At 41.3% G+C, this 23776-nt stretch carries 23 protein-coding genes and 7 pseudogenes; 9 read left to right on the top strand and 21 right to left on the bottom strand.

The genetic code is table 11. The features are described 5' to 3' along the window. Positions 1-4: 4 nt before the first annotated feature. From WKK05_RS13010 to WKK05_RS12965, 10 genes are all read right to left on the bottom strand, one after another. Positions 5-823: a hypothetical protein gene (locus WKK05_RS13010; RefSeq protein ID WP_341530094.1), complete on the bottom strand. Its 819-nt coding sequence runs from the start codon at positions 821-823 to the stop codon at positions 5-7. Positions 824-933: 110 nt separating this feature from the next. Further along, the gene (locus WKK05_RS13005) at positions 934-1785 is read right to left on the bottom strand and encodes a DUF5131 family protein (RefSeq protein ID WP_341530093.1); all 852 of its coding nucleotides are present in this window, start codon (positions 1783-1785) and stop codon (positions 934-936) included. A 32-nt stretch (positions 1786-1817) separates the two neighbouring features. After that, positions 1818-2501: a hypothetical protein gene (locus WKK05_RS13000; protein WP_341530092.1), complete on the bottom strand. Its 684-nt coding sequence runs from the start codon at positions 2499-2501 to the stop codon at positions 1818-1820. Further along, entirely contained in the window at positions 2498-2701 is a 204-nt protein-coding gene (locus WKK05_RS12995; protein WP_341530091.1) for a hypothetical protein, read from the bottom strand. The genes WKK05_RS13000 and WKK05_RS12995 overlap by 4 nt, the downstream gene beginning before the upstream one ends. A gap of 351 nt (positions 2702-3052) precedes the next feature. After that, the gene (locus WKK05_RS12990; RefSeq protein WP_341530089.1) at positions 3053-3715 is read right to left on the bottom strand and encodes a hypothetical protein; all 663 of its coding nucleotides are present in this window, start codon (positions 3713-3715) and stop codon (positions 3053-3055) included. A gap of 139 nt (positions 3716-3854) precedes the next feature. Next, complete coding sequence (locus tag WKK05_RS12985) at positions 3855-4022, bottom strand: hypothetical protein (RefSeq protein WP_341530088.1); 168 nt, start codon at positions 4020-4022, stop codon at positions 3855-3857. A 187-nt stretch (positions 4023-4209) separates the two neighbouring features. Then, positions 4210-5103, bottom strand: a complete 894-nt coding sequence (locus tag WKK05_RS12980) for a transposase family protein (protein WP_341525207.1) — start codon at positions 5101-5103, stop codon at positions 4210-4212. A gap of 56 nt (positions 5104-5159) precedes the next feature. Further along, positions 5160-5897, bottom strand: coding sequence for a hypothetical protein (locus WKK05_RS12975; protein ID WP_341530087.1), 738 nt, complete (start codon positions 5895-5897; stop codon positions 5160-5162). A gap of 31 nt (positions 5898-5928) precedes the next feature. Beyond that, positions 5929-6759, bottom strand: coding sequence for a hypothetical protein (locus tag WKK05_RS12970; RefSeq protein ID WP_341530086.1), 831 nt, complete (start codon positions 6757-6759; stop codon positions 5929-5931). Between the two features lie 109 nt (positions 6760-6868). Beyond that, complete coding sequence (locus tag WKK05_RS12965) at positions 6869-7132, bottom strand: helix-turn-helix transcriptional regulator (RefSeq protein WP_229494924.1); 264 nt, start codon at positions 7130-7132, stop codon at positions 6869-6871. Positions 7133-7658: 526 nt separating this feature from the next. Here WKK05_RS12965 and WKK05_RS12960 point away from each other — a divergent pair. The 8 genes and pseudogenes from WKK05_RS12960 to WKK05_RS12925 all read left to right on the top strand — a co-directional run. Then, entirely contained in the window at positions 7659-8012 is a 354-nt protein-coding gene (locus tag WKK05_RS12960; RefSeq protein WP_341530085.1) for a helix-turn-helix transcriptional regulator, read from the top strand. A gap of 309 nt (positions 8013-8321) precedes the next feature. Next, positions 8322-9023, top strand: a complete 702-nt coding sequence (locus WKK05_RS12955) for a hypothetical protein (RefSeq protein WP_341530084.1) — start codon at positions 8322-8324, stop codon at positions 9021-9023. A 627-nt stretch (positions 9024-9650) separates the two neighbouring features. Then, positions 9651-10205, top strand: a complete 555-nt coding sequence (locus WKK05_RS12950) for a hypothetical protein (RefSeq protein ID WP_341530083.1) — start codon at positions 9651-9653, stop codon at positions 10203-10205. A 223-nt stretch (positions 10206-10428) separates the two neighbouring features. Beyond that, complete coding sequence (locus WKK05_RS12945) at positions 10429-10701, top strand: hypothetical protein (RefSeq protein WP_341530082.1); 273 nt, start codon at positions 10429-10431, stop codon at positions 10699-10701. Between the two features lie 123 nt (positions 10702-10824). Next, entirely contained in the window at positions 10825-11121 is a 297-nt protein-coding gene (locus WKK05_RS12940; protein WP_341530081.1) for a hypothetical protein, read from the top strand. Positions 11122-11209: 88 nt separating this feature from the next. Further along, complete coding sequence (locus WKK05_RS12935; protein ID WP_341530080.1) at positions 11210-11479, top strand: hypothetical protein; 270 nt, start codon at positions 11210-11212, stop codon at positions 11477-11479. A gap of 3 nt (positions 11480-11482) precedes the next feature. Then, positions 11483-11671 (top strand): hypothetical protein, encoded by a 189-nt coding sequence (locus WKK05_RS12930; RefSeq protein WP_341530079.1) that lies wholly within the window; start codon positions 11483-11485, stop codon positions 11669-11671. Positions 11672-11738: 67 nt separating this feature from the next. Next, positions 11739-12660: pseudogene (locus tag WKK05_RS12925) on the top strand (hypothetical protein); the annotation flags it as partial. A 22-nt stretch (positions 12661-12682) separates the two neighbouring features. Here the strand turns inward: WKK05_RS12925 and WKK05_RS12920 are convergent. Next, positions 12683-13850, bottom strand: a pseudogene (locus WKK05_RS12920) (IS630 family transposase). A gap of 198 nt (positions 13851-14048) precedes the next feature. Here WKK05_RS12920 and WKK05_RS12915 point away from each other — a divergent pair. Then, positions 14049-14726, top strand: a complete 678-nt coding sequence (locus WKK05_RS12915; protein ID WP_341531079.1) for a DevA family ABC transporter ATP-binding protein — start codon at positions 14049-14051, stop codon at positions 14724-14726. 211 nt (positions 14727-14937) lie between these two features. Here the strand turns inward: WKK05_RS12915 and WKK05_RS12910 are convergent, their stop codons facing one another. From WKK05_RS12910 to WKK05_RS12865, 10 genes and pseudogenes are all read right to left on the bottom strand, one after another. Then, the gene (locus WKK05_RS12910; protein ID WP_341530078.1) at positions 14938-15498 is read right to left on the bottom strand and encodes a WGR domain-containing protein; all 561 of its coding nucleotides are present in this window, start codon (positions 15496-15498) and stop codon (positions 14938-14940) included. Between the two features lie 531 nt (positions 15499-16029). Beyond that, positions 16030-17034: pseudogene (locus tag WKK05_RS12905) on the bottom strand (AAA family ATPase); the annotation flags it as partial. A 30-nt stretch (positions 17035-17064) separates the two neighbouring features. Next, a pseudogene (locus WKK05_RS12900) lies at positions 17065-18215 on the bottom strand (IS630 family transposase). A gap of 386 nt (positions 18216-18601) precedes the next feature. Beyond that, positions 18602-20184: pseudogene (locus WKK05_RS12895) on the bottom strand (reverse transcriptase domain-containing protein). 90 nt (positions 20185-20274) lie between these two features. Further along, entirely contained in the window at positions 20275-20499 is a 225-nt protein-coding gene (locus WKK05_RS12890; protein ID WP_341530045.1) for a hypothetical protein, read from the bottom strand. 234 nt (positions 20500-20733) lie between these two features. Then, positions 20734-20901, bottom strand: coding sequence for a DUF2997 domain-containing protein (locus tag WKK05_RS12885; RefSeq protein ID WP_341530077.1), 168 nt, complete (start codon positions 20899-20901; stop codon positions 20734-20736). A 3-nt stretch (positions 20902-20904) separates the two neighbouring features. After that, positions 20905-21354 (bottom strand): annotated as a pseudogene (locus WKK05_RS12880) (DUF1257 domain-containing protein). 141 nt (positions 21355-21495) lie between these two features. Further along, complete coding sequence (locus WKK05_RS12875; RefSeq protein ID WP_341530076.1) at positions 21496-22347, bottom strand: hypothetical protein; 852 nt, start codon at positions 22345-22347, stop codon at positions 21496-21498. Beyond that, positions 22348-23469 carry an IS630 family transposase gene (locus tag WKK05_RS12870; RefSeq protein ID WP_341530075.1) on the bottom strand — a complete coding sequence of 374 codons (1122 nt, stop codon included), beginning with the start codon at positions 23467-23469 and terminating at the stop codon, positions 22348-22350. 55 nt (positions 23470-23524) lie between these two features. After that, positions 23525-23761, bottom strand: a pseudogene (locus WKK05_RS12865) (hypothetical protein); the annotation flags it as partial. Positions 23762-23776: the final 15 nt, after the last annotated feature.

Genomic DNA, 23776 nt, shown 5'->3' with positions numbered 1-23776 from the left:
GAAGCTAGATTCGGTTGTTCGAGTTTATCGAACTTGCCGGAACCTTTGTGTCTAAATCAGGGTTATCGGTTTGTGGTGAAGATCCAGTTTGATTTGACAGGGAAAAGAGTTTTTGGGGAGTCGGGTCTTGTTTGATTGGTTCTGGTTTGAATTCCACAAATTCAGTTTGAGGGGTAGGGGAGTCTTCTCTCTCTTTCGTAATCTTTGTAGTAATCTCTGGATCAATATAATGATTTTCACCTTTTCGGCAATTTAAACTTAACCTTTTCGGAATTTCACTTTTTCGGAAATTCACCTTTTCGGCATTTCCATTTTCACCTTTTCGGAAATTCACTTTTTCGGCATTTCCATTTTCACTTTTTCGGAAATTCACTTTTTCGTCAGAACCATTCGATACTTGTGTTTTGATATGTTCAGGAGCTAATGGTGGAGTCTGGACTACTTGATTTAGTAGTGCCAGAAAATTCTCCCAGTTGATTCGGATATGTTTGGTTGGACTATTGCCAAATTTGTAAAGTGCAGTCACAATCAAATTTTTAGACTCTAATAACTTAATGGCTGTATCAAATTGCTTGGGTGTAATTCTGCACTCTTTCCACCAATCATCACGTTTTTTAGCCAGCCACTTGTACCCCTCACGTTCAATTCTGAGTCGGGGTTGCCCTTCATGATCCGGTAAATGCCAGTAGATGATCTGACTAAGTAAAATTCCAGCGATTAAGTCACCACCAGCCACGTCTACATAACAACGTTTTACCTCAATTGTGTCTCTGGAACGCGATTCCCAAGCTAGAAAACTGTTTTGGTCACAGAGCCAATTCATATTTCTATACCTCCAAGAATCAGGTTTTCTGCTAGACTCATAGTCAATAATCTCCAATCTCTGAAATTTTGTAGTTCCTCATCCCCTGCAAAGGCAATGCGGGGGTTTATCTATTCGTGCATAGATAAAGGAAATTCTCTGATTTGCAGATGTTCGGGAAACTCCTCAATTTTTCCCCCTTTTAAGTCACAGGTCTTAAATCGCTGTCCCCCAAGGTAAGCATTAGCCCCCAACTGTTTGACGAATACGGGTGTTTTCGACTCTCTGCACTGGTTGACGATAGACTCAATCCATTCGATGTGGCATGGTCTTGACTTCGGGCCAGACTCACCACCGAGAATAAACCACTGGATATCTTCATTGACTAATTCCCGTTGATAATTGTCACTAATTAATCTTTGAAAAACACCTGCTTGTATAAAGTCAATTTCTTCAAGTAACGGTTCACAAGATAAAAACCGGACTACTACGGGTATTTGTAATAGTATGGGAATACGTTTGTCCGCTGTCTGTTGATTCTCTACTGATGTACCAACCCAAATATTTGCAGGTAATTTATCTAATCCATGACTATCAAGCCATTCGTTTATAGATGACAGCATAATTTCTGGACGTTTGGTGAGAATTTGAAATATTTGATTGGGAGCAACGAACATTCCATCGAGCATTTCACGTTGCCAAAAACGCGGAACCCACTCACCAAAAACATCAGTCATTGAAGAAACGAAATGCTTTTTAGGTTTCCTTTGAAATCCCCACTTACGAATAGCTTCTGTATCTAACACTAGCTCTGGTGGTTGCCCAGAGTAAGGTTGCTTGTTTCCACCAAAGAAAGAATTTTGGTTGAGTTTTTCGCTATAGCAATTTTTGCACCCTTCTGAGACTTTTTGACACCACCAACCGCCTTCTTTGACACGGATGATATTATCTGTTAAGTCAGTCCAAGATATGTTTGTTGACATAAATACCTCTTCAATCAATAATACCTCTTCAATCAATAGTTTGTACTAACTTCACCACAAGCTATTGCCCGAACAATTTCTTCTGCCCGTTCTTGCGAAATCGCCTGTTCTGGATTCTTGTAAAAACCCACGATTTGAGATTTGGGGCGAATAATAATGCTTTGTCCTGTTGCGCGTTTATCCCAAACAAAGCACGAGATGGTAATGTTATCAGTAGCCCAGCGAGTACCCCGTTTATCCTTACGAAAGCAGAAGCGGGGCATGATGATGACAAGTGACGGCGGGTGCTGTTGTAAGAAATCAGCACGGTCATCACAGGGTTCGAGAAAGCTGGTCAACAAGAATGCTGCAACACCCACACGGGCTTTACGGTAGGCATTCTTGATAATTGGGGATGCAAACTCTGAATATGGGGGATTAGTGCAGATCCAATCGCACTCTGGAAACTTAGCCCAAGACTCGGATAGTGTTGCATCCAAATGGTAATCAGCCTGTTTGTTCGGGTCAATATCATTTGTCCAGATATTTGTGTTGTGTGGCCACACGGACAGTAAAGAAGCGATCGCCCCATGTCCGACACATGGCTCACCAATTACACCAGACAGCTTCACATGGCGTAGTAGTTCAGTTGTGAACCACGATGGAGACTCGTAGAAGTTCAGAGGATGCCTACCAATAGTTTGTGGTTGTGGTGTCAGCAGTTGTGCAACAGTCATAAATTCTCTGGTGTTTGCTTGACAATTTTGGCGCTGATTGATTCAAAATCTACTTGGAAAATGTTCATATCAGTTAGCATTTCGCCGCTGTTATAGCGGTCTACGATATGCTGCTTGATTGCTGATTCTGAAAGCCCGTCCGGGATATCAATGTGAGCAACACTAGTGATTTTTTCAATGACTGTAACAATGATTCTCATGTTGGTTATGCTGAAGTAAAGGAGTGTCTAACGTGGCGATTGCTACTTGTCTAATAGCGATCGCTTTTATTTTGAACGTCAAAAATATTGTTAACAAACGCTGTGTTGCTGGTTACTAGATTTTTATGCAAGTAATTTTTAGCACTTGCAGGTAAGCTTGAGAGTTTTAAGCTTTTTGGATTGAGATTCAGACGGCAAATCATAGATGATGACCCATACAATTATGAGAAAAGATATGAGGTTTATATGAGGTTGAATGCTTGATTAAACAGTTAAAAGTTGGTAGTTTAACCGTGAATACTTTCTAGGTTTAATGAAGTGATCGTATTACGTGGGTGTATGCGGTCGCTCTTACCTCCAAGGCGCAAAATTATTCCACTGAAACCAACTTGAGCCAGCTTCGGAATAGCTAGCGGTGCGATGGATTGCCAAAGGATTGCCCCAGCAACAGCAGGCATTGATGGCAAAGGTGGGTTTGTCCTGCAATGTTCCATCTGGAAGTAGAATCTGGTAGACTTCATCCTCAACCCAAATCTCCACCCACTCCCCATGCAAGTATTCGGTGTAAAACTGACTCCAGCGAGATGAAAGCCAGCGCGATTCAATAGAGCGATCGTAACGCCACAACTTGAAAGCAATGTTCCAATGTGCGAGAAACTCTAATGCTACAGGCTTGGACCGCATCAATATTTCCTTATCCCCAGGCACAAGTGTCAACTCCTCACACAGCCGGGGAAGCTCTACAGCCATGCCGCCGTAATCGACGGTGTACCACTCGATACCGCTGATGTTTTGGTTTACTTGTTCTGTCCAAAGTGCTTGTCGCTTATCGGCTGTATCTTGCGCTTTTGTAAGGAACATATCGAAACGCAATACTGCTTCTACTGGCGATAATCCGCCTTTTGCTGTGTGGTTTTGTAGTGCTAAGTCACAAGCTCCTTCCCAACCAGTTGCATTGATTTGGTCGATCTGTTGGGCGATCGCTGCGGCTCTTGGGTCTTGGAATCGTGTCATTAATCTCTCCTTATCTGTTCCTTATTCTTCGTTTAACCAATAAGCTTTACAGTTCTTCATGTAGTCCAGTAAATTGCTACAGGTAATAGTTGCGTAGCCAGTAGTTAGTAAGGTTTAGGCAGCTGAAGACTGATGGCTACTAAACTAATACCTGTTCTTTCTTGCTAGCAAAAGCCCCCGCCTGTCTGAGGGCGAAGCTGGGGTGAGGATGGGCGAAGAATTCTTCAATTGCTTTGGTTAAGCCTGCTGCAACTTCTGGGTCATGGCAGGCGTAGACGTAGACATCTTGCTGAGTACCATTAACCAATCGTGTTTCTTGGCGATCGCCTAATAGACTTGTCCGAAAATTCCAAAGCCAGACTGTTCAAAGCTTTGGGGCAAAACTTTGATATCTTCGTAAATACGTAATTATAAGGCTTTGAGATAGTTAGTGATAATTTAGAGGCATAAAAATTAACTCCTAATTTCTAAAAATTTATGATTTTTGCTACTAGCTAAGTTGGCAGAACTAAGCTACCAATTCTTAACCTAACTAATCCGCAAACTGTTAAAATAATCTGCTCATACGTCTCAAGCTTTAAGCGAAATCTTTGTGAGGCTATGCGGAATATTTTAAGTAATCGAATCAAATGTTCAATGAATATCCGATTACTAGATAAAGCCTTATTTTCATCTTTTTGCTGTTGAGTTAATTCTCGTTTTGGTTTCTTTTTATGAGGAGTAGTGATATTCTCACCTCCTTGAAAGCCTTTATCACCTGAAAAGGGTTGAGATTTATCAAATTTATTTTGAGATTGACGAAACAATTTTATATCTGCTGTTGGCCCAGGAACACCTACTTCTACCTCTACAATATCTTTGCCTTCTGGTATGCCAATTATCAGACTTTTTAATGTATGTTGTCTCTTCTTTCCAGAAAAATATTTCTGTTGCTCTTTTTGGTCAGAATCCCTATATATTGGCTGTTCTAAGCTATCGACTAATAGCCTAAAATTTGTTAATACTTCTTGAACAAATAGTAAATCACTTTCATTATTTGATACTTGTTCTAATAAACTAGCAGGTAATATATCACGAAGAATTGGTATCCAGTCGTGAAATGTATCATTAGCTTCGGTTTTGGAAACACCAAATAGCATTCCTAATACTTGGAATGTTGGCATCTGTCTTAGATAAAATAGACATAAACATACTTGTTCTTCGGTTGATAACTTTTCGGGACGACCACCACCAGCCGCATTAATTCTAATTTTATGACTCTCTTGTTTAGCTTTGATGTATCGATTTCGTTTTAAGGCGCAATTTAGCAGTGATTGCAATTGTTCGTAACTAATCCCTAAAATCTGTTTTGTTCGTAGTGGATACTTTTGTATATAATCTAAAATCATAACTAATTGTGGAAAATGGTAGACGCCCAATCTAACGTTTTACCATTTTTCTTTTCCTAAGTTAATATTTCGGACAAGTTTAATTGTGGGTAGAATGTTCTCACCCATATTCCCAAGTGTCCCCGGTAGTGAGTGCCGCTCAGGGGGACTTTTTTACCCAGTTCAATCTCAGCAAAATTCACAACGCCTAACCACTTTTCTTGTGTGCCGCTTAGAGTTTGTCTGTTGTAGTCAGCTATAAGATTAGCGGCGAAGTCTTTGCAATGCTGCTCGATGTAGGGGTTGAGTCTGCCACCTGTGAGTTCAGCTAAAGTCTTCATCGCTTGTACGAAAGTTTGCAAACGCTGTTCGACTGGGGGAAGGGCAGGTGTGGTCGGCTGAACTGGTTGAGAGCTATTATTTTGGTGTATTGGCTTTGTCCAGCCTAAAGCATCCTGTATCCAGGCACGAACACCAATAGTTCCAAACGCTTCACAGACTAACCTCGCTTGTTGTGTACAGTATCTACCAGCAAGGTAAGCATAGTAATTTAAGATAATCCCAACTGCAATATCTGGGATACCTTCTGTTCTCCAACTATTTAGGTCTGCCCCAGCAAAGCCTTTATCCATAAGCATTTGAGTCAATTTCGATGGCTTGAGGTCTGCGCTTGCTAGAACCTTCAGAATTGCTCTATCGCTGACTCCTGCCAACCTTGCAGTTGCTTTCATACTGGCTTTACCATGCCCGTTTGAGTCTATCTGAATTTCTGACTTAATTTGCTCAATTACCTGGGCGATTTCGAGGAGTGACATATTCTCTGCTCTAGTTAGAGTAAATGATGTTTTATTGAACGGTGTCGGTTATCCAAGGGAATCGGTTCAAGTCCTGGTAGAGGGCTTCAAAAAAAATGAACTCGTTTTCTGACCAATCCAGATGAAGGGTAAGACGGATTTCATCAGGGTCTACTCTTTCAACAATTTTGCCCTGCCAACAGTTAGCGCTTGTTAGTTCCCAGTCTATTGACTCTGTATAAATCTCTGCTATTACTGCTCTCAATGCCGCATTTTTAACTGCGCTGACTGAGGCAGGAGTTTTCTGCTCTTTCTTGTCAACTAAAAATAATCTGTATGCAGGCTGAATCTGCACAAGGCTAATGAAGTAATTGATGACGAATGGCACAGCTTGTTGAAGGATGACACGATCTTCGTCCAGCGTAATTAAATGATCCTCTACTGTCGGGTACGAGAACAAGCAATCGCGTACAGAAATACTTCTTGATCTCACCCCAGAGATACCTAAGCTTTTCTGAAGCTCTTGGATGTTGTCTCTGATACTGTGGTAAAGAAAAAGGTCAGTTCCAAAACGAGGGCCAAACATTTTACCCATGTTGTCATAAAATTTAGCCCCTTCTTTTACGTCTGCTGGGGCATTAATGCACCAGCCTTTAGGATCTGTAAGAATGCGGCGAATGATTTCTTCGGCTTCACTGCTACCGTCACCAACGTTAGCAAGGGACAAGTAAACCTGTTGGTTTAGCAGGGAGGGGTAAGTGAATTTGTGGCGTTCGGGGTATCTCAGGCAGATGCAGTCGTGCAGCAGCGAGGATAACCCCTCTGTTGTGAACAAGCTGGGATTGTCTTGGAGGAGTAGTTGGAAAACTGGTAGGGTAGACATAGCTATTCCTATTGAGGGATTAGTGCAAGCGATCGTACTTCTTGGCGGAGGGGCGATCGCTTTTAGCTGTTCATTAATAAAAGGTCAACTTTCTCTAAATAAAACTTGTTCATCCTTCAATTCCCAGGTCTACGGCTAATGCCCTTTCTATACCCCTTAATGTTTCCAATGGCAATTCTTGAATTTTTTCATTTTCAATTCTGTGCCAGTGGGATGTGCTAATTCCTGCCTCTGCTGCTAACTCAGTAACAGTTTTCTCTGACAATTTCCGAACTTCTCTGATTTTTGCCCCCAATCCAGGAACTTCCCTTGTGATCACAATCCGCATTAATGTCGCTTCCAGATGAATACCTCCTTTAGTATCTTTCTTCAAAATATTTTTTTCACACTTCTAGTGTCTCATAATAAGAGAAGCTTGACAAGTGTCTCTCAATAAGAGATACTAAAAATGTAGAAGAGGAAACGAGCGCTAGCCTCTCAGTTAAATATAGAGACGCTCAAAATTAACCATTACAAACTAAATCGAGTTAACGTTCCAAGTCGAAACATAGTCTAGAGACATGATCACCGGGGCATAGCACAAGGTCTATTGACTGGGTAAAGAAGCCTGGAGAAGCAATCAACGGACATCACAAACTTTTCATCAACGCTCCTTGCACTCAGATAAAGGCATTGCCCCGCTCAGCAATCGTGTACAAGTGTATGCGATTGCTCTGGCATTGCTTAAGAGCGCAAGCGTTTGCTGTAGGTTATTCCTTTTCTTTAGTTGTATTCCTTCAATTGACGCAAATAGAAATCATCGCATTGCACATGGGCAAGCGATCGCTTTTACTTTTGCCGTGCTTCAAACTAAGTTAGTGAAAGGGATTACTCTTTATCACTAACTTAGTTATTGTATTATGGCTGAGAAGTCAAGTGGCGATAATAGAAAAGATTACATAGAAGAAGAACTATTAATTATGTCAAAAACTCTTATCGCTAGCGTCTGGTGGACTAAAGAGATGGGAGAGCGATTAAAAATACTTAGAGGTGAAGAGTCAATGGCTTCGCTGGCTAAACGGGCCGGGTGTTCTTACCAGTCGATACAGCATTTAGAGCGCGGAGAATATACAGTTGAAGAACGCAAGGGACTAAAACCTACTGTTTCTTGGGAAAAACTGGAAGCAATATGCAAAGCTCTCAATATATCTGTAGAAGATTTTTTACAAGTTCAGTTGGTTAAAAATCCTAGAAAAGTGATTCAAAGTAGTTGACAATCACTAACGTGGTAAGTGACAATAAGAGTATGAAACGGGCGCTCCTCCTAAAAACATAAAAGCGCTTCTATTGAACCTTGAAAAAAACTGAACAGAACAATATCCCCAGGTAACAGATGCAGTGGATAGTCAAAGCTGCTGAAGGTAGATAAGGATTGCGGGAGTTCTTAATAAAAATTATCGGCAGGACGGTGGCCAACTTTTAAAGCTCATCTGTAGCCTGACACGCTGTTTATCCTGCTTGGTAGCTCCAGCCACTAGTTGGAGCAAAAAATATTAGGCTTCGCCAATAAGAGAGTGAGCGTTGTGCTTGCACAACGTTATTCATGTAAATCAAAAGGCGATCGCTCCGTCTACCAAACTACGCGATCGCCTTTATCAACCAATGAAGGTTTTAAAATTATGCCACAAGTTGCAACAACTGTAACCCCTTGCGTCAAAGTTGAAGAATTGAGAGTAGTAGAAGTCTGCTTTGGCTGCCACGAATATTACGCTGATGACAAACTCATAGCCAGCATCACCTATGACCACGACCACTTAACGCAACGCTGGGTAGTCATGGTCAATGATGAAGAACTCCATCGTGCTGCTACCCCAATGCTTTGCCATCGCTACATCTGCTGGGAGTATAAAGCCGGCTCACTACCAGTGCAAGAGCAAGAAGCTCCAAGCGCGACAACTGGGAATGAAGTTATGGTTCAGATTGCTGACGAGTGTGAAAAGTACGGTTTTGAAATCCTGGACGATGGTATTTACTACCAAGACCAGAAGCTTGGTCAAGTAGGCTGTACTAACGGCAGATGGTGGGTCACAATAACTTCGTCAGAACATCAGCAGAAAGTCCCGTGTGACTCTGCTCTTGATGCGGTGTGGTCTTTGTCGATGGCTCAATCAACCTGTTGCGAAGACTTGTTAGATAGACCATTCGAGACACTAACGGTTGAAGAATGGCGAAGGCTAGTGGAATATCAGCCAGAGTTAGAAAGTCGGAAGCCAGTAGCGGCGTAATTGCTCATTAGCAGCAAAAAGCTCTTTGTCTTACTAAAGGGTTTGGCTAAAGTAGTTAGGAAGACTGCGAAAACTAAAAAGCCAAACGCCTATCTGGCTTTTTAGTATGAACACAAGTTATTAACGCTTGAATAGTATCAGATGAATATCTTTGCAGATACTGATATGCATCATATATACAACGGCATTTCACACATTCAATCTAGATACTAGTAAAAGCCTCATCTACAGGGTGAGATGGGGCTTTAGCAAATTTGATCCACTGTTACTATAGAGCAATCATGCAGTTAATAAATATCCTGCTAGATAGAAGAAACTGCAATGTAGCACTTTTAAAGGTAATAAATAATACAGCTTTTTCTAAGCCAAAGATAGTTCGTATTTAACGTTTGCGAGACAAAGCTTTTGAGAATTAAGTAGCGGCAAATGGCAGGCTCGCTGATCCTACCCCTAATTAGTGTTCATAAAGAAAGCGGTGGGTTTTTATACCCACCGACTGATAAACATCTTATAAACAGCAATTATAAGGTCAAATAGAAAAATATAAGTAATCAATTTTACTGCTGCTATTCCTTAGAGATAAGGGCTTCGCCACGGTGAGAGTGAAAATGTATTGGTATTAAACACATGACTCCTCAAGAAACATCAGAATTATTTGCCCTCTTGATGCGCCAAGAAGAATTACTCAAGCAGTTGGTCGCTTCAATCAATAAACCGAAACTGGGATTGCACTCTGATGCTAGCAGTTGCAAAATCTATTGCAATCGCCATAATAAATCGTTGTGGTACACATTATCAAATGATGAACCGGTTGCGATTAGCCAAACTGCTTTAACTGGATATCTGCGAGAACTAAAATTTGAAAAGAGCGAGAGGAATGGGGAAGAGAAATGTAAATTGTTGATTTCAATTCAAGCAGACCGACTATACATTTTAGAAACTGGTTATGATACGCACTTTTCAAAAAGCATATTAGCAGCCGTTGCCCTGTTGACTCCACAACAGCTTTATTCCCCAGTGACAATTCAACCGCAGGCAGGGGATAAGGGAACTGTGCTGTTCTGTCGCGTGTGGGCTGGGTCTGAGCTAATCATGGCTAATTATAACGAGCAAACAAATTGGCGAGAGATAAGTAAACAGGCTTTAGCTGTTACGAAAGCTGCGAATGAAATGGTGTTTTAAGCAGAAAATCTTGATAAAAATAGGCGGAAAAAATCCGCCTACTCTGTAAAAAGCTGGTTAAGAACCAATTATTGCAGATGACGTAACAACCTATTTAAAGTTATGTCTTAAGTATGAATTTATCAGTGAGTTATAAATAGGGTTTGTAACAAACTTTACTATCAATTGTTCCAACCTTATCTACAGCTTACTGTGCTGTAAATTCACTACTCCAAATAATCTGATGACAACAACAATCGTTCATCCAACTATCGAAAACCTACAGCAGTTTTCTGACTCATTCGACTTGTCCAAGCTGTTGAAATCTGAGGGAGTTCTGCCGTGGCTTTTGGCTAACGGATGGGATTATGACGACAAGACGCGATTAATTGCAGACATTGTTGACGAATCCACGAGTCTTGATGATGTTTGGGATTCATCAGAGTTCGATTTTAACGCTCTGCCAGATGAAGAGAAAGAAAAATTAAACCTAATCTTCGAGCATTTCTATCTGTAATATTCTGCCACTGGAGCATCAGACTATGCATGAAAAACTCTATAGCCAGACTTAATCAGTATGGCTGTAGAGAAAAATCGATTCAACAAAGGATTATGACACAAAGAAACCAGAAAGTAAAAAATGAGTAAAGTTCAACAACACGAATCAGCTTGGAATGCACTGATGGGGTTAGATAAGCGGCATTACATAGCTACAGGATTTTATGCACTCGGCGACGCTTATTTGATAAGTGGTAAAGACCCAAAATATAAAGGTTTAATTGTTCTTGTAGAACATCGGCAGAAAACGCAGCTTAATCATTGGCAATACCAGTGCAAGAGATCCGAATGTTCTCAACAGCCAACAATCACAACTAACGGTGACGATGGTAACGGGAATTTGAAACGGAAAGCTCCATCGCTTAAAGTTTACAGCTAGACAAGAGAGCGCAATTTTTGAAAGCATTTCTAGGCAATCGCTACGCTGCTTAGAAATTGAAAGTATTTACTAAATCAGGAGAACGAAAATGGAACTTAATCCTATTTACGATCCAAGGCTATTAAATCCATCAAAAGTCTACCAAATTGATGGAGGGTTATATCAGTATTTGCGCCAATCAGGTACTAGTACTAATCCTCGATATGTCTTTGGTCATTTACCTACCCCAGGACACAAAAAGAAATCAGACATAGTTTTAAATCGGACTAAATTAGCAATCCGTTGTCAAGAAGTAGTAGGGATGTCTGCCTCGACTTCTGCGCCTGAAGATAACTCTGAACAACTTCAATTATTTTGACCTATGTCAATTTATAAGCCACCTGTTGTTAAAAGACCCATTAAGCTACAAAAAAATGGTTCTACGAAAATAGTTTACCGAACTATCAAAAACATTCATCGGCTAAAAGATAGTCAAGAGTTAGGAACTGCAACTATCAATCGTACATCCTATATGGTTCGGAAATCAGGAACTTATTGGGTTGTGGTCTAGTATATGCCTTTGCAAGAGAGCTTCGCTACACAAGAAGTGAAAAGTAATAATTCGGGAATTGACAGAAATGGTACAAGCAATTGATAACACTGCTACTGCAACCTTTCTAACTGATGCAGTGGTTGAACGTCATAATTTCTCACAGTTGAATAAAACCCGTATTCGGTTTCGGATTCAGTTAAAGAAAAGTACAAAATCTGCTGCACCTAAATGGGCAGATGTGCTAAAAGCTGAAGTCTCTGAAATTGAATCAGACCTCGTGAAAGTAACGAATTCCGAAGTTGGGCTCAGAGGTATTCAAGAAGTTGGACGAAGCCGCCGCCCAACTCAGACAAGAGATTGCTACTGTGCAGGAGTGGATGTCATCTGATACTGGTGATTGGGTTTGTCCGATTGATTTAGCTCCCCTGGTGTGGAGTCAACTTCTCAATATCAGAGATAATATCGCTCCTGGACTGCGTAATCAATTAAAAGTTGATTATGAAACAGGACTGATTGATTATCAAGAGCGGATTGACCAGTTTCTCTCACTTAACACCTGGGAATTAGCCCAGGACAAGCAAGAATCAGTAAAAGCCAACTTGCTTCGAGCCTTCCCTACTCTGACTGACCTTGAAGACTACTTACAAGTAATCATAGGTCGTCCAGTGATTATCCCTGCGCTATCTGAACAACTCAACCAGCAGCAAGCCGAATGTCTAGACCAAATTACCAAGTTCATCCAACAGTATGACAAAAATCTGGAGCAACGGTTACGCGAATCTGCACTCGCTGGTGGTGAACAACTCGCTGCTCAGTTGCTAGAAGAGTTAGCCGATTGGGAGCCAGGACGCAAGCCAGTCTTGTTCAAGAAGAAAATGCAACGACATCTGATGAAGGTTCAGGTGCTACTGGCAAATGCTGACCCGGAAGCAGGCAGCAGCTTGGAGGCGATGATGGCGCACTTGGATTCAATTGTGAATGATCCAGCAATTGAGTCCAAGAATCTAGTAGTCTGCCAAGGGAAATTTGCTAAGTTAAATCTGGATATAAACGTTGCATTTTTTTACGTGCATCCTTGGTTTTAAAGCTCCAATGGACACTTGTTTGTTGTTGATTACGCTGTGACTCCCAAGCAGCAATTTCAGAAGTTAATGTTTCTATATTAGGAATACGTCGTTCTAAACATTGACGTGATAAAACGGATAATTCAATTTCCACTTGATTCAACCCTTCGGGTTCGCCAGTTGCTTCAAGTCGGGGAACCCGCCCAACGCACTGGCTCACCAAGAAGCGTGTTTAGGAGTATAATGAAACTCTAATTTTTGGATAATTCTACGTGCTTCTTGTGGCGTGAAAGCCTCATATAATGTACTTGGAGTATGAATATTTAGATTATCAACTACTAAACGAATTACCTCAGCATCGCGGTAATGGACATCTACCAGTTCTTTCAATTGTTTAGCAAAGTCAACCTTGGTACGACGTTGTGTAACTTCAATATGCCTCCATCCAGCTAAAGGTTCAAAAAGGGCAAATAAATTGACTACCCCATTACGTTTATATTCATAATCATAACGTTCAGGCTGATCCGGTTCTGGTGGCAAAGGTTTTTTAACTTCTTCTACTAATTGATATGGGCGTTCATCCAAACAGAGTACAGGTTTTTTCGGATTGTATGGCTCATTATATAAATCCAATACATCTTCCATTCGGCACACAAATTCTGCGTTTACTTCGGGAATACACCACTGTTCTTTCAACCACGGTTTAATTTCATTTTTTTTAGAGTCTGGCGTACTGTTTCGTCGGAAATTGAATCTATGATACCAACGTTCACTAAATGATCTGCTAATAATTGCATTGTCCAACGTACTCTCCCTTCTGGTGGGTTAGAGCAAGCAGTTGCTATCAAAAATGCTTCTTGCTTTTCATCTAATTTTTTCGGTTTTGGGGGATATTTTTCATCCTCTAATGCAAAATTCAACCCACCAATGACAAATTTTTCTCTTATCCTTTGTACTGTGGCTGAATGAACTCTAACTCTGTCTGCGATCGCTGAGTCTGTTTCATCTTCAGCAGCCATCAAAAGAATGTTTGCACGGGTTATAGTTCTTGCCTTGTGCTTACCTTTTTTAATAATTGATTGCAGTTGAAAAACTTCATCTTCACTCAAGTCAACAATGTACTTTTTCGCCATGTTATACCTCGTTTTTGACTAGTTTATCAAAACGAAGTATTACTTAGCAAACTTCCCTTGGCATACTACTAGTAGAGAGTGAGGAATAGGGAGGCAAGGAGGCAAGGGGGGCAAATATAATTCTTTACTCCTGACTTAGCACTCAGCACTCCTGACTCAGCACTTCCCATGACCAATGACAAATTACAAATGACAAATATGCAGCCAGTTATTTCTATTCAACATCTTAATCACTATTTTGGCAAACGCTTATTACGTCAGCAAGTTTTATTTGATATCAATTTGACAGTTAAGCCAGGTGAGATTGTGATTTTAACCGGACCTTCTGGTTCGGGAAAAACAACTTTATTAACTTTAATTGCTGGCTTACGAGCAATTCAAAACGGAAGTGCTAGGGTTTTAAATTGTGAACTCTACAAAGCAAGTGATAAGCAACTTCTGCAATTACGTCGTCAAATTGGCTACATTTTTCAGAAGCATAATTTAGTTCCATTTTTAACTGCCTCACAAAACGTTCAGATGTCTCTTAATTTGTGCCATGCTTATTCAAAGCAGCAACTTTGCCGGAGAGCAGAGTCAATATTAGAGGTAGTTAAGTTAAAGCACCGTATAGATTATTACCCTGAACACCTTTCTGAAGGACAAAAACAAAGAGTAGCAATTGCTCGCGCTTTAGTAACTCAACCGAAGATAGTTCTTGCTGATGAACCTACTGCATCTTTAGATAAAAATAGTGGTCGTGATGTTGTCGAACTTATGCAGCAACTTGCAAAAAAACAAGATTGTTCAATCTTACTAGTTACACATGATGACCGTATCCTTGATATTGCAGATCGCCTTGTTCAGATGGAAGATGGTCGTTTGCTTAACGTCTAGAATAAGAACAGCACGCTCGCTAACGATGAACCTGTATTCATAAAGATGGAAGGGCATGGGTGTCGAGTTTAGTAATCAAAAAGTATCGTGGCAATTTTCATTCCTCACCATCAAGGAAGCTGTTATTCCTAAAAATCCAATGGACAGTTGGAATGCATTTGCAGAAAAATTAAGAGTGTGACTAGCTTTTTCCCAGTCACGCTCTTTAAGCCTAAAGATGCCGCCAGAAGTTCCTACTGATAGTCTTGAGACTGACAACCTTGGGTTCTTCAGTTACTTCTTTTGTAATAACAACAGCCACCACATCAACTTGTGGTGCAGGTGTCGTTAACAGTGAGTTGAGTAATCCCATTTGATAATCAACATCTTCTACTGAGCGATATACCCTGTATGGTTCAATTTGCATACCCAAGGGTGTTGGGACAATTTTCAGATATTGATTTAGGATTTGAATGTAATGCTCATCGAAGTTTTTGTTAACAACATAAGAGCGCAAACCATTGAGTAAATTTATTGCTCTCTCTATTTCGTAATTATCACAGCTATTATCCATTTGTGGCTGACTCTCACGATAGCCCTTAGATTTCTTTTCTAGTACCAAATTGTTGAATTTGCTAATGGCTCTCTGATGATTGCCTAATGCGTGAACTTTGGTTTGTGCTTGATAACCCACTCTGCCCCATTGAACTGTCAAATTACCATCTTCGACTTTGGCAGACCAGAATTTATTGCTGTTCTGGATAGCATCAACAAAAACTAAATAGATTTCCATGTTTCTTACCCAATTAACTCATTAACTTCTGGGCATTGCCCTATTGAATTTAGTATTAGCGAACACCTAAGAAATCACTAAAGGCTCTTCAACACCTGTCAACTACCATTTAGTAGATTTAAAAATGTTTCTTATGATAGTTGCAATGAAGAATGCACCTAGCTTAATAATTAAAATATAGGTAAAAAAGGATAAAATATTGGACTTGTCCTGGTATCTTCCACTACTGTCTAAAGAGTACGCAATGAGACGGGTAACTGTTTATTATTATGATGATAGATGGGTTCCCATCAAACATTGTTATCTGGAAAAAGCGATTCTTTTACATTATCAAGCCAAGATAGAAGGACGAGAAATTCTTTTATTTCCTGAAAATCTAAATCCTAATAACTTTGATTACCCTACTCTAAGTAATACTTATTCAAGAGTTCAAGTCTAGCGGTAAGAAAATTACATTGATAATTGCGATCACTTATGACACGCAAGAGCGGGTAATTGCCCCCATAGAATCAGGAGGCAATCGCTTTCTCGTCAGTTCATGTTTCTGAACTTGGCAGCACGCAAAGATTGAGTTTTCGCCGTCATTTCAACAGGAATACTTGCCCGTCGTGCGGTAGATGCCCAACCCTGCATCCGTTCCACCGCCGCAGCATCCTGAATGGCAAGCGGGGTAATGGTTTGACGGCAGGCTTCCAAATCACTAAGCGTGACCTGCTGTGGTCTACCTTCGTCAAACGCCAACAGTGCGGCTTCAGCAGCTAGCGTTTCGAGTTCGGCTCCGGAAAACTTTGCGGTATTGGCTGCGATCACTTCCAAATACTCCGATTCGACGGTGATGCCAAAGCGTTGCAGATGAATCCCTAGAATCTGTACCCGTTCTGGTTCTGTGGGAAGATCAACAAAAAACATTTCATCAAACCTACCCTTTCGCTTGAGTTCAGGAGGTAGCGCAGAGGGGTCATTACAGGTGGCCACAACGAATACACCAGTTGTACATTCAGACATGAACGTGAGGATGTTCCCCAGGATTCGCTGTGAAACGCCGCTGGTATCGCCACTTCCAGACAAAGCCTTTTCAAGCTCGTCCATCCAAATTATGCAAGGTGCAATCGCTTCGGCTGTTTTGAGTGCGCGGCGAACATTCCCCTCAGATTCACCAACTAAAGAACCCAGGAGTGACGCTATATCTAGCTGGAGTAGTGGTAGATTCAGGATATTAGCAATATTCTTGGCAACCATTGACTTACCTGTACCTGGAACTCCAGCCAATAGAACACCTTTGGGTTGCGGCAGATGCAGCTCACGCGCCTCGGTTGTGAACAGCCGCCGCCGTTTTTGTAACCACTCGCGCAGTAAATCCAAACCGCCGAAAGGTATGCTGGCTGGCTTGCCTAACTCGATACCCATCTGAGCCAGTAGCCGAGTTTTGTACTCGACAGCCTTGGGTATGAAATCGGCATCAACAACAATACCATCTGAGGTTAGCTTTTCTTTTACCGTCAGACGCAAGAAATCACTAATCTCTTCTAATGTCATTATTGTTAGCTTCAGTAAGCTAATCAGCATTTAAGCTGCAACATAGCTGAAATTAGTTTTATGTTTGATTTTCCGATGCCACTTAATCACTAACTCGCCTTGATTCAACAACTTATCTAGCAGTGTTTGTAATTCATCTACTGATTTAAATAAGCGATGAGCAATATATTCTTTACATGAATGCCAAACTAATTCGATAATGTTATAGTCAGGGCTATAAGCAGGCAAGAACTCTAAAATAAAATTCGGGAACTCTTGGGATATTTTAGCTAGAATATCTTTGCGTTTATGAAAACTAGCATTGTCTAAAATTAAAATTATCTTTGGCCCATACTTCGAGAAATCTTTACCCACATTTCCTTTACTTACCCACTCTTGTTTTATTAGTTCATTTAATTGTTGTAATTGCTCATAAAAAATATCTGCATTTCCCTTTTTTACAAAAAAGCATACGCGTTTCCGGTCTAATTCTCGAATTGCTCCCATGACGTTTACTCGACCACAACGTCGTTGTCCTGGAATATTCTTGCGTTTTCCTTTTTTACCCCAACCCTTGCGACGAATCACGCGTAAACTAAAACCACTCGTCGCGCGGGTACGCGCGCCCGCTACGCTAACGTCCAAAACCATACCTGCAAACGCTCTGGCTGTTCTCGCGCTATTGATAAATATTGAGCAAGTTTTTCTTTAAACTTCGCTCTCTCTATTGGGTTTTGTTTATCTTCCAGGTTATACTTAGCCCAGATATAGCTATACTTTTTTCGCTTTAATATCCTCCTTACTTGAGAGCTACTTAAATCAATTCCTGTTTTTTCGGTTAAATATGTAGCTAGTCGCTCTGCTGTCCATTTTCCAAATTCATACCCTAAATCTGAGGGTTCTTGGTCAACAGTTTTTAATAACAGTTCAATATATTCAGGCGTAGCTTTTCGGTAATATTCGTCCTCTCTTTTATTATGTAGAGTTTCCAAATTATCAGGATCACCGTGCATACACCAATATGCTACTGTTCTATGCGAACAACCTAAAAATTTAGCAATCTCGTATTGTGGTTTCCCATCATTCTGTAGCAGAATAATGAGAATTCTTTCCCTGACGTGTGGCTGCTCGCTCTCTTTCAGAGCTTGTTGTAGCTTACTAACTTGTGACGGCGTTAAAAAGTTCTTGGCTGGTGGTGGCATCTTTGCTTTGAAACGTCTTCATCTTTCTATTATGCAACTTACGTGCCGATTAGCTTAGTTAGCCACTGAATAATCGTTGCTTCGTCGGGCGACAGCACATCAAGCGCTGCGATGGGGATTTGTGAATCGAGTGTAGAGAGCAGATTTGAGAGTTTCATGTCGATTATTCAAATATTTCACTTATGAAATGGCGAAGCCTTTATGATCAGCAGTTACCAGTCTTAACTTGACTGGTAACTGATTACTGACGCAGGCGTGTTTGACTGCTGTTTGTAGTGCGAAGCTGTTGGGTTTGGGCTTGGTTGAGTCGATGGGGGATATTATTCCCCGCACCTCTCATTTAGATCCGTGCGTACCCGTTTCCGTGTACACGGCTCCCGATGTTCTTAGCTTGCGCTTTTGCTCATGTGTTTATAATCGTGGCAACTCTCATGAATTGCTTCCAGATTGTTTTTCTTCCAGTTGGCGTGATTTCCATCGATGTGATGCAGATGAATCCGTTCTTCATCGATGAATTTTAAACCGCAGGAAGCACATCTATGGTTTTGCTTTTTAAGAGCTTTAGAGGTTTCGCCGTCGTAGAGCTTGCTTTTGCGTTCGCTCCAGTAGGCTGTATCTCCGTCGTAAGGTGATTTAGTCCCCTTGACAGGAATGTGTTTGTTTTCGGAGTAAGGAACCTTTGGGAATGCTTTGTCTAGTAATTTCTTACTGGAGTAGCGGTTTTGATTAGTTTCCTTGTTGAATACCGTGTAAGCTCTTTTTTGGATGTGGTATAACGAGTTTCTAGACCCGTCCATCTTGCAGTACTTATGGTAATTTCTCCAACCTCTTACTACCGGGGCTAATTTCTCAGCCTTTGTAGTAGCACCATAATTCGAGTTGTTGACGATGTGTTTTACTTTCTTACGGAATGCTTTGAAGTTGTCTACTGAAGGAGTACTTTTGAACTTTCCGTTTTTCTGGACTTTGAAGTGCCAGCCGAGAAAATCAAACCCATCTGTCGCGGCGGTAACTTTGGTTTTCTTTTGGCTTACATTCATTCCGCGTTTGCGGAGGAACTCGCTGATTCTTTCGAGTATCTCTATCGCGTTATCTTCGGGGCGTAGTATTATGACCATATCATCCGCGTATCGGATTGATGGTTCGGCAATATGCTTTTCTGACGTATTGCCTGTGATTTTCCTTCCCCGTTTATAGTCTCGATGATATTTGTGAATATCTTCGATTCCGTTGAGCGCGATATTTGCTAATAGTGGGCTAACTACTCCCCCTTGAGGTGTACCCTGTTCGGGGAATTCTGGATTAACCCCCGCCTTGAGGCATCGGAATATTCCGAGTTTTAAGCCTTTGGGGGATATGAGTTCATCCATTATTGCTGAGTGGTTAATCCTGTCGAAGCACTTTTCAATATCGAGTTCAATTACTCGTTTTTCTATTCCATTGGACTGGGATCTCAGGTTTCCAAAGATGTGCTTTTGTGCATCATGGGCAGAGCGCCCGGTTCTAAACCCGTAACTCCTAGCATGGAAAGTGGCAACGCGCAAGCTGGTTCGAGTGCGTATTTTGCTAGGCATTGCCAAGACCTATCCGCAATTGTTGGTATCTTAAGCATTCTGGTTGTCCCGTCCTTTTTGGGGATGGGGATTTCCCGTAATCCTTGATGCTTCCAATTTCCGCTATTCATTCTCAATAGTTCTTCAAGGTTGAAGCGTTCTTCAAATGAGAGGGATTTCTTCCCATCAATACCAGCCGTCTTTTTACCAGCATTTAGCTGAGATACTTGTCTTATTGCAAGAAATCGAGCCGAGGTTGATTTTAGAATCAGCTTTTGGAGTAACCTAGCTTTCCGCTTGTCTCCAACTTGAATAGCTTTATACACACGCTTTTGAAGGCGGAAAAGATTTCGGCGGAATTTCTTCCACGGTAAAGCTCTCCAAGATTCACTAGTATGTCTACTGTGTCTAATCATTTTCTCTTCTGGAGTTTGTATATTCTGAACACCTCGCAACAATTACGTTGCGTCCTACCCGACTTGTGAGAGTTCCGTATCCCGTCTTACCTACCTGGGGTTCGACTGCCCCAAGACTCGCAAATCGTTTTTATTCGTTCCCTCGGTTGGATTGATTGTTCCGTTAGATGTAGCCAATTCAACTACTGGATTCCCTAGACTCTTACCGATATTAAGACGATGGATTCGGCGGGAATTGTCTCCAGTGAGGTCAGGGGTTATGGCTGTTGCGCCCTGCTTCATACTGAGTTGCTTTTCTAGGCTCTGTTTCATCATGGGAACTCCCTGTTAGCGCCAGTGCCAACCCGCAACGGCTGTCTGATTGCGCCCTGTTCCCAGTTTCACTCTACAAGAAACGAGCTTGTTCGGTGTGGGCAGGTAAGGAGTCAATTCTGAGTCTGAATGGTAGGGCTTTCACCTACATCTAACCGAGAGTTCAGCCTTTTAATGACAGTAATCTGCTGTCAGGCTGGATTAGTTATTTACGGACTGATTACCGTGATTCACTAATCAACGAATCGCACCGTCCTTGTAAGCGCGATCGCTCTCACTTACAACTCCCAATGCGGATTCAAATGGCTGGGTTGCTGACAAACAAGTTAGCCCCTCAAAACCTTCTGCTTCTACTCGAACTTCACCTGTAGCATTGTCGAAATGAATCAAAATTGAACGTTCCATGCGTTATCTCCTTGTATATTGCTGTTGTTGCTGATGCCCGGCGAAAGTCAGGCGTAGGGTTTGCACTTGCCCCGCAGTTTCTTCGGTGATCGCGCACTCTCCAAATCGCTCTTGAAGCTCGGCAGCCTTGGCACGAACCATCCGTTGTCCATAAGCCAGCATTAACTTGTTACTAAAGAAGTCTTGCCCCAATCGCGGGTCTGTCTCGTAGGCGTCGTGTATCACATCATACACCTCATTATCTTGATTCCACTTGAATCAGATGTCTGCACGGGCTTTAATCGTGCGACCAGACACGATAATTTGTGCGCTCCTTCCCTGGGAGCTACCGTAATAACCTCGTAGTGGTTGTGCTGTTTCATATACTTGCGGATTCAGTTTCAAACCTTGTAAAGCTTGTACCAGACATTCACGGCTTGTGAGTTTGGTTTTTACTATTGAGAAATGCGACATAATTTATCTCCTATGGAGTTGAAATTGAAGAAATGTGATCAACGTACAAATGCAATGCCATATGTGAGCTATCGTGAACATCGCACTTTTAACTTCGGTGTTTAAGTCAAGAGCGATAGCATACTCGCCCTTGACCATTTCTTACCGGAACTTGAACGACATGACAGTAGCTTTAGACAAGCCCACGTCGCCAGTCGCAAGTTGTTGCAGATTGCGTTGTTCATCTAATAACTTGGTACAGATAGAATCCATCTTCTGCTGTAGTTGGGAGCGCGTATCTGACCCCAGGTTCTTGGACTCGATAGCCGGATCATTAACGATAGAATCCAAATGCGCCATCATCGCCTCTAAGCTGCTGCCTGCTTCCGGGTCAGCATTTGCCAGTAGCACTTGAACCTTCATCAGATGTCGTTGCATTTTCTTCTTGAACAGCACGGGTTTGCGTCCTGGCTCCCAATCAGCCAGCTCCTCCAACAACTGCGCGGCGAGTTGTTCACCACCTGCCAGGGCTGATTCCCTTAGTCTCTGCTCCAGATTTTTGTCATACTGTTGGATGAACTTCGTAATCTGGTCTAGACATTCGGCTTGCTGCTGATTCAGTTGCTCGGACAGCGCAGGGATAATCACCGGACGACCTATAATTACTTGTAAATAATCCTCCAAATCAGTCAGAGTAGGGAAGGCTCGAAGCAAGTTGGCTTTTACTGATTTTTGCTTGTCCTGGGATAATTCCCAAGTGTTGAGCGAGAGGAACTGCTCAATCCGCTCTTGATAATCTTCGAGTCCGGCTTCGTAATCAACTTTTAATTGATTACGCAGTCCAGGAGCGATCGCATCTCTAATGTTGAGCAACTGACTCCAAACCAGGGGAGCTAAATCAATCGGACAAACCCAATCACCAGTATCAGATGACATCCATTCCTGCACAGAAGCAATCTCTTGTCTGAGTTGAGCGGCGGCTTCATCTAGCTTCTTGAATAAGCTAATCGGCATTTAAGCTGCAATATAGTTGAGATTGCCTTTATTTTTGATTTTGCGATGCCACTTAATTACTAACTCACCTTGATTCAACAGCTTATCTAGCAGTGATTTTAATTCATCTACTGATTTAAACAGACGATGAGCAATATATTCCTTACATGAGTGCCAAACTAATTCGATAATGTTGTAATCAGGGCTATAAGCAGGCAAGAATTCTAAAACAAAATTTGGGAATTCTTCAGATATTTTAGCTAGAACATCTTTGCGTTTATGAAAACTAGCATTATCTAAAATTAAAATAATCTTCGTCCCAAATTTCGCAAAATCTTCAGAACAGTTCCCTTTACTTACCCATTCTTGTTTGATTATTTCATTTAGTTGTTGCAATTGCTCATAAAAAATATCTGCATTTCCCTTTTTTACAAAAAAGCATACGCGTTTCCGGTCTAATTCTCTAATTGCTCCCATCACATTGACTCGACCACAACGTCGTTGTCCTGGAACGTTCTTGCGTTTTCCTTTCTTACCCCAAGCCTTCCGACGAATCACACGTAAACTAAAACCACTTTCATCCCAAAACCATACCTGTAAATGCTCCGGATGTTCTCTTGCTATTGATAAATATTGAGTAAGCTTTTCTTTAAACTTGGCTCTAACTAGAGGGTTTTGTTTGTCTTCTAAACCATATTTAGACCAGATATAACTATACTTTTTTCTCTTTAATATCCTCCTTACCTGAGAACTACTTAAATCAATGCCCGTCTTTTCGGTTAAATATGTAGCTAATCTTTCTGCTGTCCATTTTCCAAATTCGTAACCTAACTCTGATGGTTCCTGGTCAACAGTTTTTAATAACAGTTCAATATATTCAGGAGTGGCTTTTCTGTAATGCTCATACTCTCTTTTATTATGTAAAGTTTCTAAATTGTCTGGCTCGCCGTGCATACACCAATATGCTACTGTTCTGTGTGAACAACCTAAAAATTGAGCAATTTCGTGTTGCGCTTTCCCATCGTTCTGGAGCAGAATAATTAAAATTCTTTCTCTAACGTGTGGTAGTTCACTTTCTTTTAAAGCAACATGAAGCTTGCTGACTTGCTCCGGCGTTAAAAAGTTTTTGGCTGCTGGTGGCATAGTTGCTTTTAGACGACTTCCTCTTATTATTATGCAACTTGCGTGCCGATTAGCTTACCTTGATTCCTCTCAGCCCAACTTCGGAATTTGTAACTTTAACAAGGTCTGATTCGATTTCAGAGACTTCAGCTTTTAAGACATCTGCCCATTTAGGAGCAGCAGATTTTGTACTTTTCTTCAACTGAATACGAAACCGAATACGAGTTTTATTCAACTGTGAGAAATTATGACGTTCAACCACTGCATCAGTTAAGAAAGTTGCACTAGCAGCGTGATCAATTGCTTGTACCATTTCTGTCAATTCCTG

Origin of the sequence: Nostoc sp. UHCC 0302, from assembly GCF_038096175.1 — a bacterium.
Taxonomy (GTDB): Bacteria; Cyanobacteriota; Cyanobacteriia; order Cyanobacteriales; family Nostocaceae; genus UHCC-0302.
Note: the sequence above shows the minus strand (reverse complement) of the source record. Positions and strands in the feature narration are given on the sequence as shown.

Excerpts from the sequence above, each read along its gene's own strand:
- WKK05_RS13010 (WP_341530094.1), bottom strand. The coding sequence starts at position 823 with ATGAATTGGCTCTGTGACCAAAACAGTTTTCTAGCTTGGGAATCGCGT.
- WKK05_RS13005 (WP_341530093.1), bottom strand. The coding sequence starts at position 1,785 with ATGTCAACAAACATATCTTGGACTGACTTAACAGATAATATCATCCGT.
- WKK05_RS13000 (WP_341530092.1), bottom strand. The coding sequence starts at position 2,501 with ATGACTGTTGCACAACTGCTGACACCACAACCACAAACTATTGGTAGG.
- WKK05_RS12995 (WP_341530091.1), bottom strand. The coding sequence starts at position 2,701 with ATGAGAATCATTGTTACAGTCATTGAAAAAATCACTAGTGTTGCTCAC.
- WKK05_RS12990 (WP_341530089.1), bottom strand. The coding sequence starts at position 3,715 with ATGACACGATTCCAAGACCCAAGAGCCGCAGCGATCGCCCAACAGATC.
- WKK05_RS12980 (WP_341525207.1), bottom strand. The coding sequence starts at position 5,103 with ATGATTTTAGATTATATACAAAAGTATCCACTACGAACAAAACAGATT.
- WKK05_RS12975 (WP_341530087.1), bottom strand. The coding sequence starts at position 5,897 with ATGTCACTCCTCGAAATCGCCCAGGTAATTGAGCAAATTAAGTCAGAA.
- WKK05_RS12970 (WP_341530086.1), bottom strand. The coding sequence starts at position 6,759 with ATGTCTACCCTACCAGTTTTCCAACTACTCCTCCAAGACAATCCCAGC.
- WKK05_RS12960 (WP_341530085.1), top strand. The coding sequence starts at position 7,659 with ATGGCTGAGAAGTCAAGTGGCGATAATAGAAAAGATTACATAGAAGAA.
- WKK05_RS12950 (WP_341530083.1), top strand. The coding sequence starts at position 9,651 with ATGACTCCTCAAGAAACATCAGAATTATTTGCCCTCTTGATGCGCCAA.
- WKK05_RS12945 (WP_341530082.1), top strand. The coding sequence starts at position 10,429 with ATGACAACAACAATCGTTCATCCAACTATCGAAAACCTACAGCAGTTT.
- WKK05_RS12940 (WP_341530081.1), top strand. The coding sequence starts at position 10,825 with ATGAGTAAAGTTCAACAACACGAATCAGCTTGGAATGCACTGATGGGG.
- WKK05_RS12935 (WP_341530080.1), top strand. The coding sequence starts at position 11,210 with ATGGAACTTAATCCTATTTACGATCCAAGGCTATTAAATCCATCAAAA.
- WKK05_RS12930 (WP_341530079.1), top strand. The coding sequence starts at position 11,483 with ATGTCAATTTATAAGCCACCTGTTGTTAAAAGACCCATTAAGCTACAA.
- WKK05_RS12915 (WP_341531079.1), top strand. The coding sequence starts at position 14,049 with ATGCAGCCAGTTATTTCTATTCAACATCTTAATCACTATTTTGGCAAA.
- WKK05_RS12910 (WP_341530078.1), bottom strand. The coding sequence starts at position 15,498 with ATGGAAATCTATTTAGTTTTTGTTGATGCTATCCAGAACAGCAATAAA.
- WKK05_RS12890 (WP_341530045.1), bottom strand. The coding sequence starts at position 20,499 with ATGATGAAACAGAGCCTAGAAAAGCAACTCAGTATGAAGCAGGGCGCA.
- WKK05_RS12885 (WP_341530077.1), bottom strand. The coding sequence starts at position 20,901 with ATGGAACGTTCAATTTTGATTCATTTCGACAATGCTACAGGTGAAGTT.
- WKK05_RS12875 (WP_341530076.1), bottom strand. The coding sequence starts at position 22,347 with ATGCCGATTAGCTTATTCAAGAAGCTAGATGAAGCCGCCGCTCAACTC.
- WKK05_RS12870 (WP_341530075.1), bottom strand. The coding sequence starts at position 23,469 with ATGCCACCAGCAGCCAAAAACTTTTTAACGCCGGAGCAAGTCAGCAAG.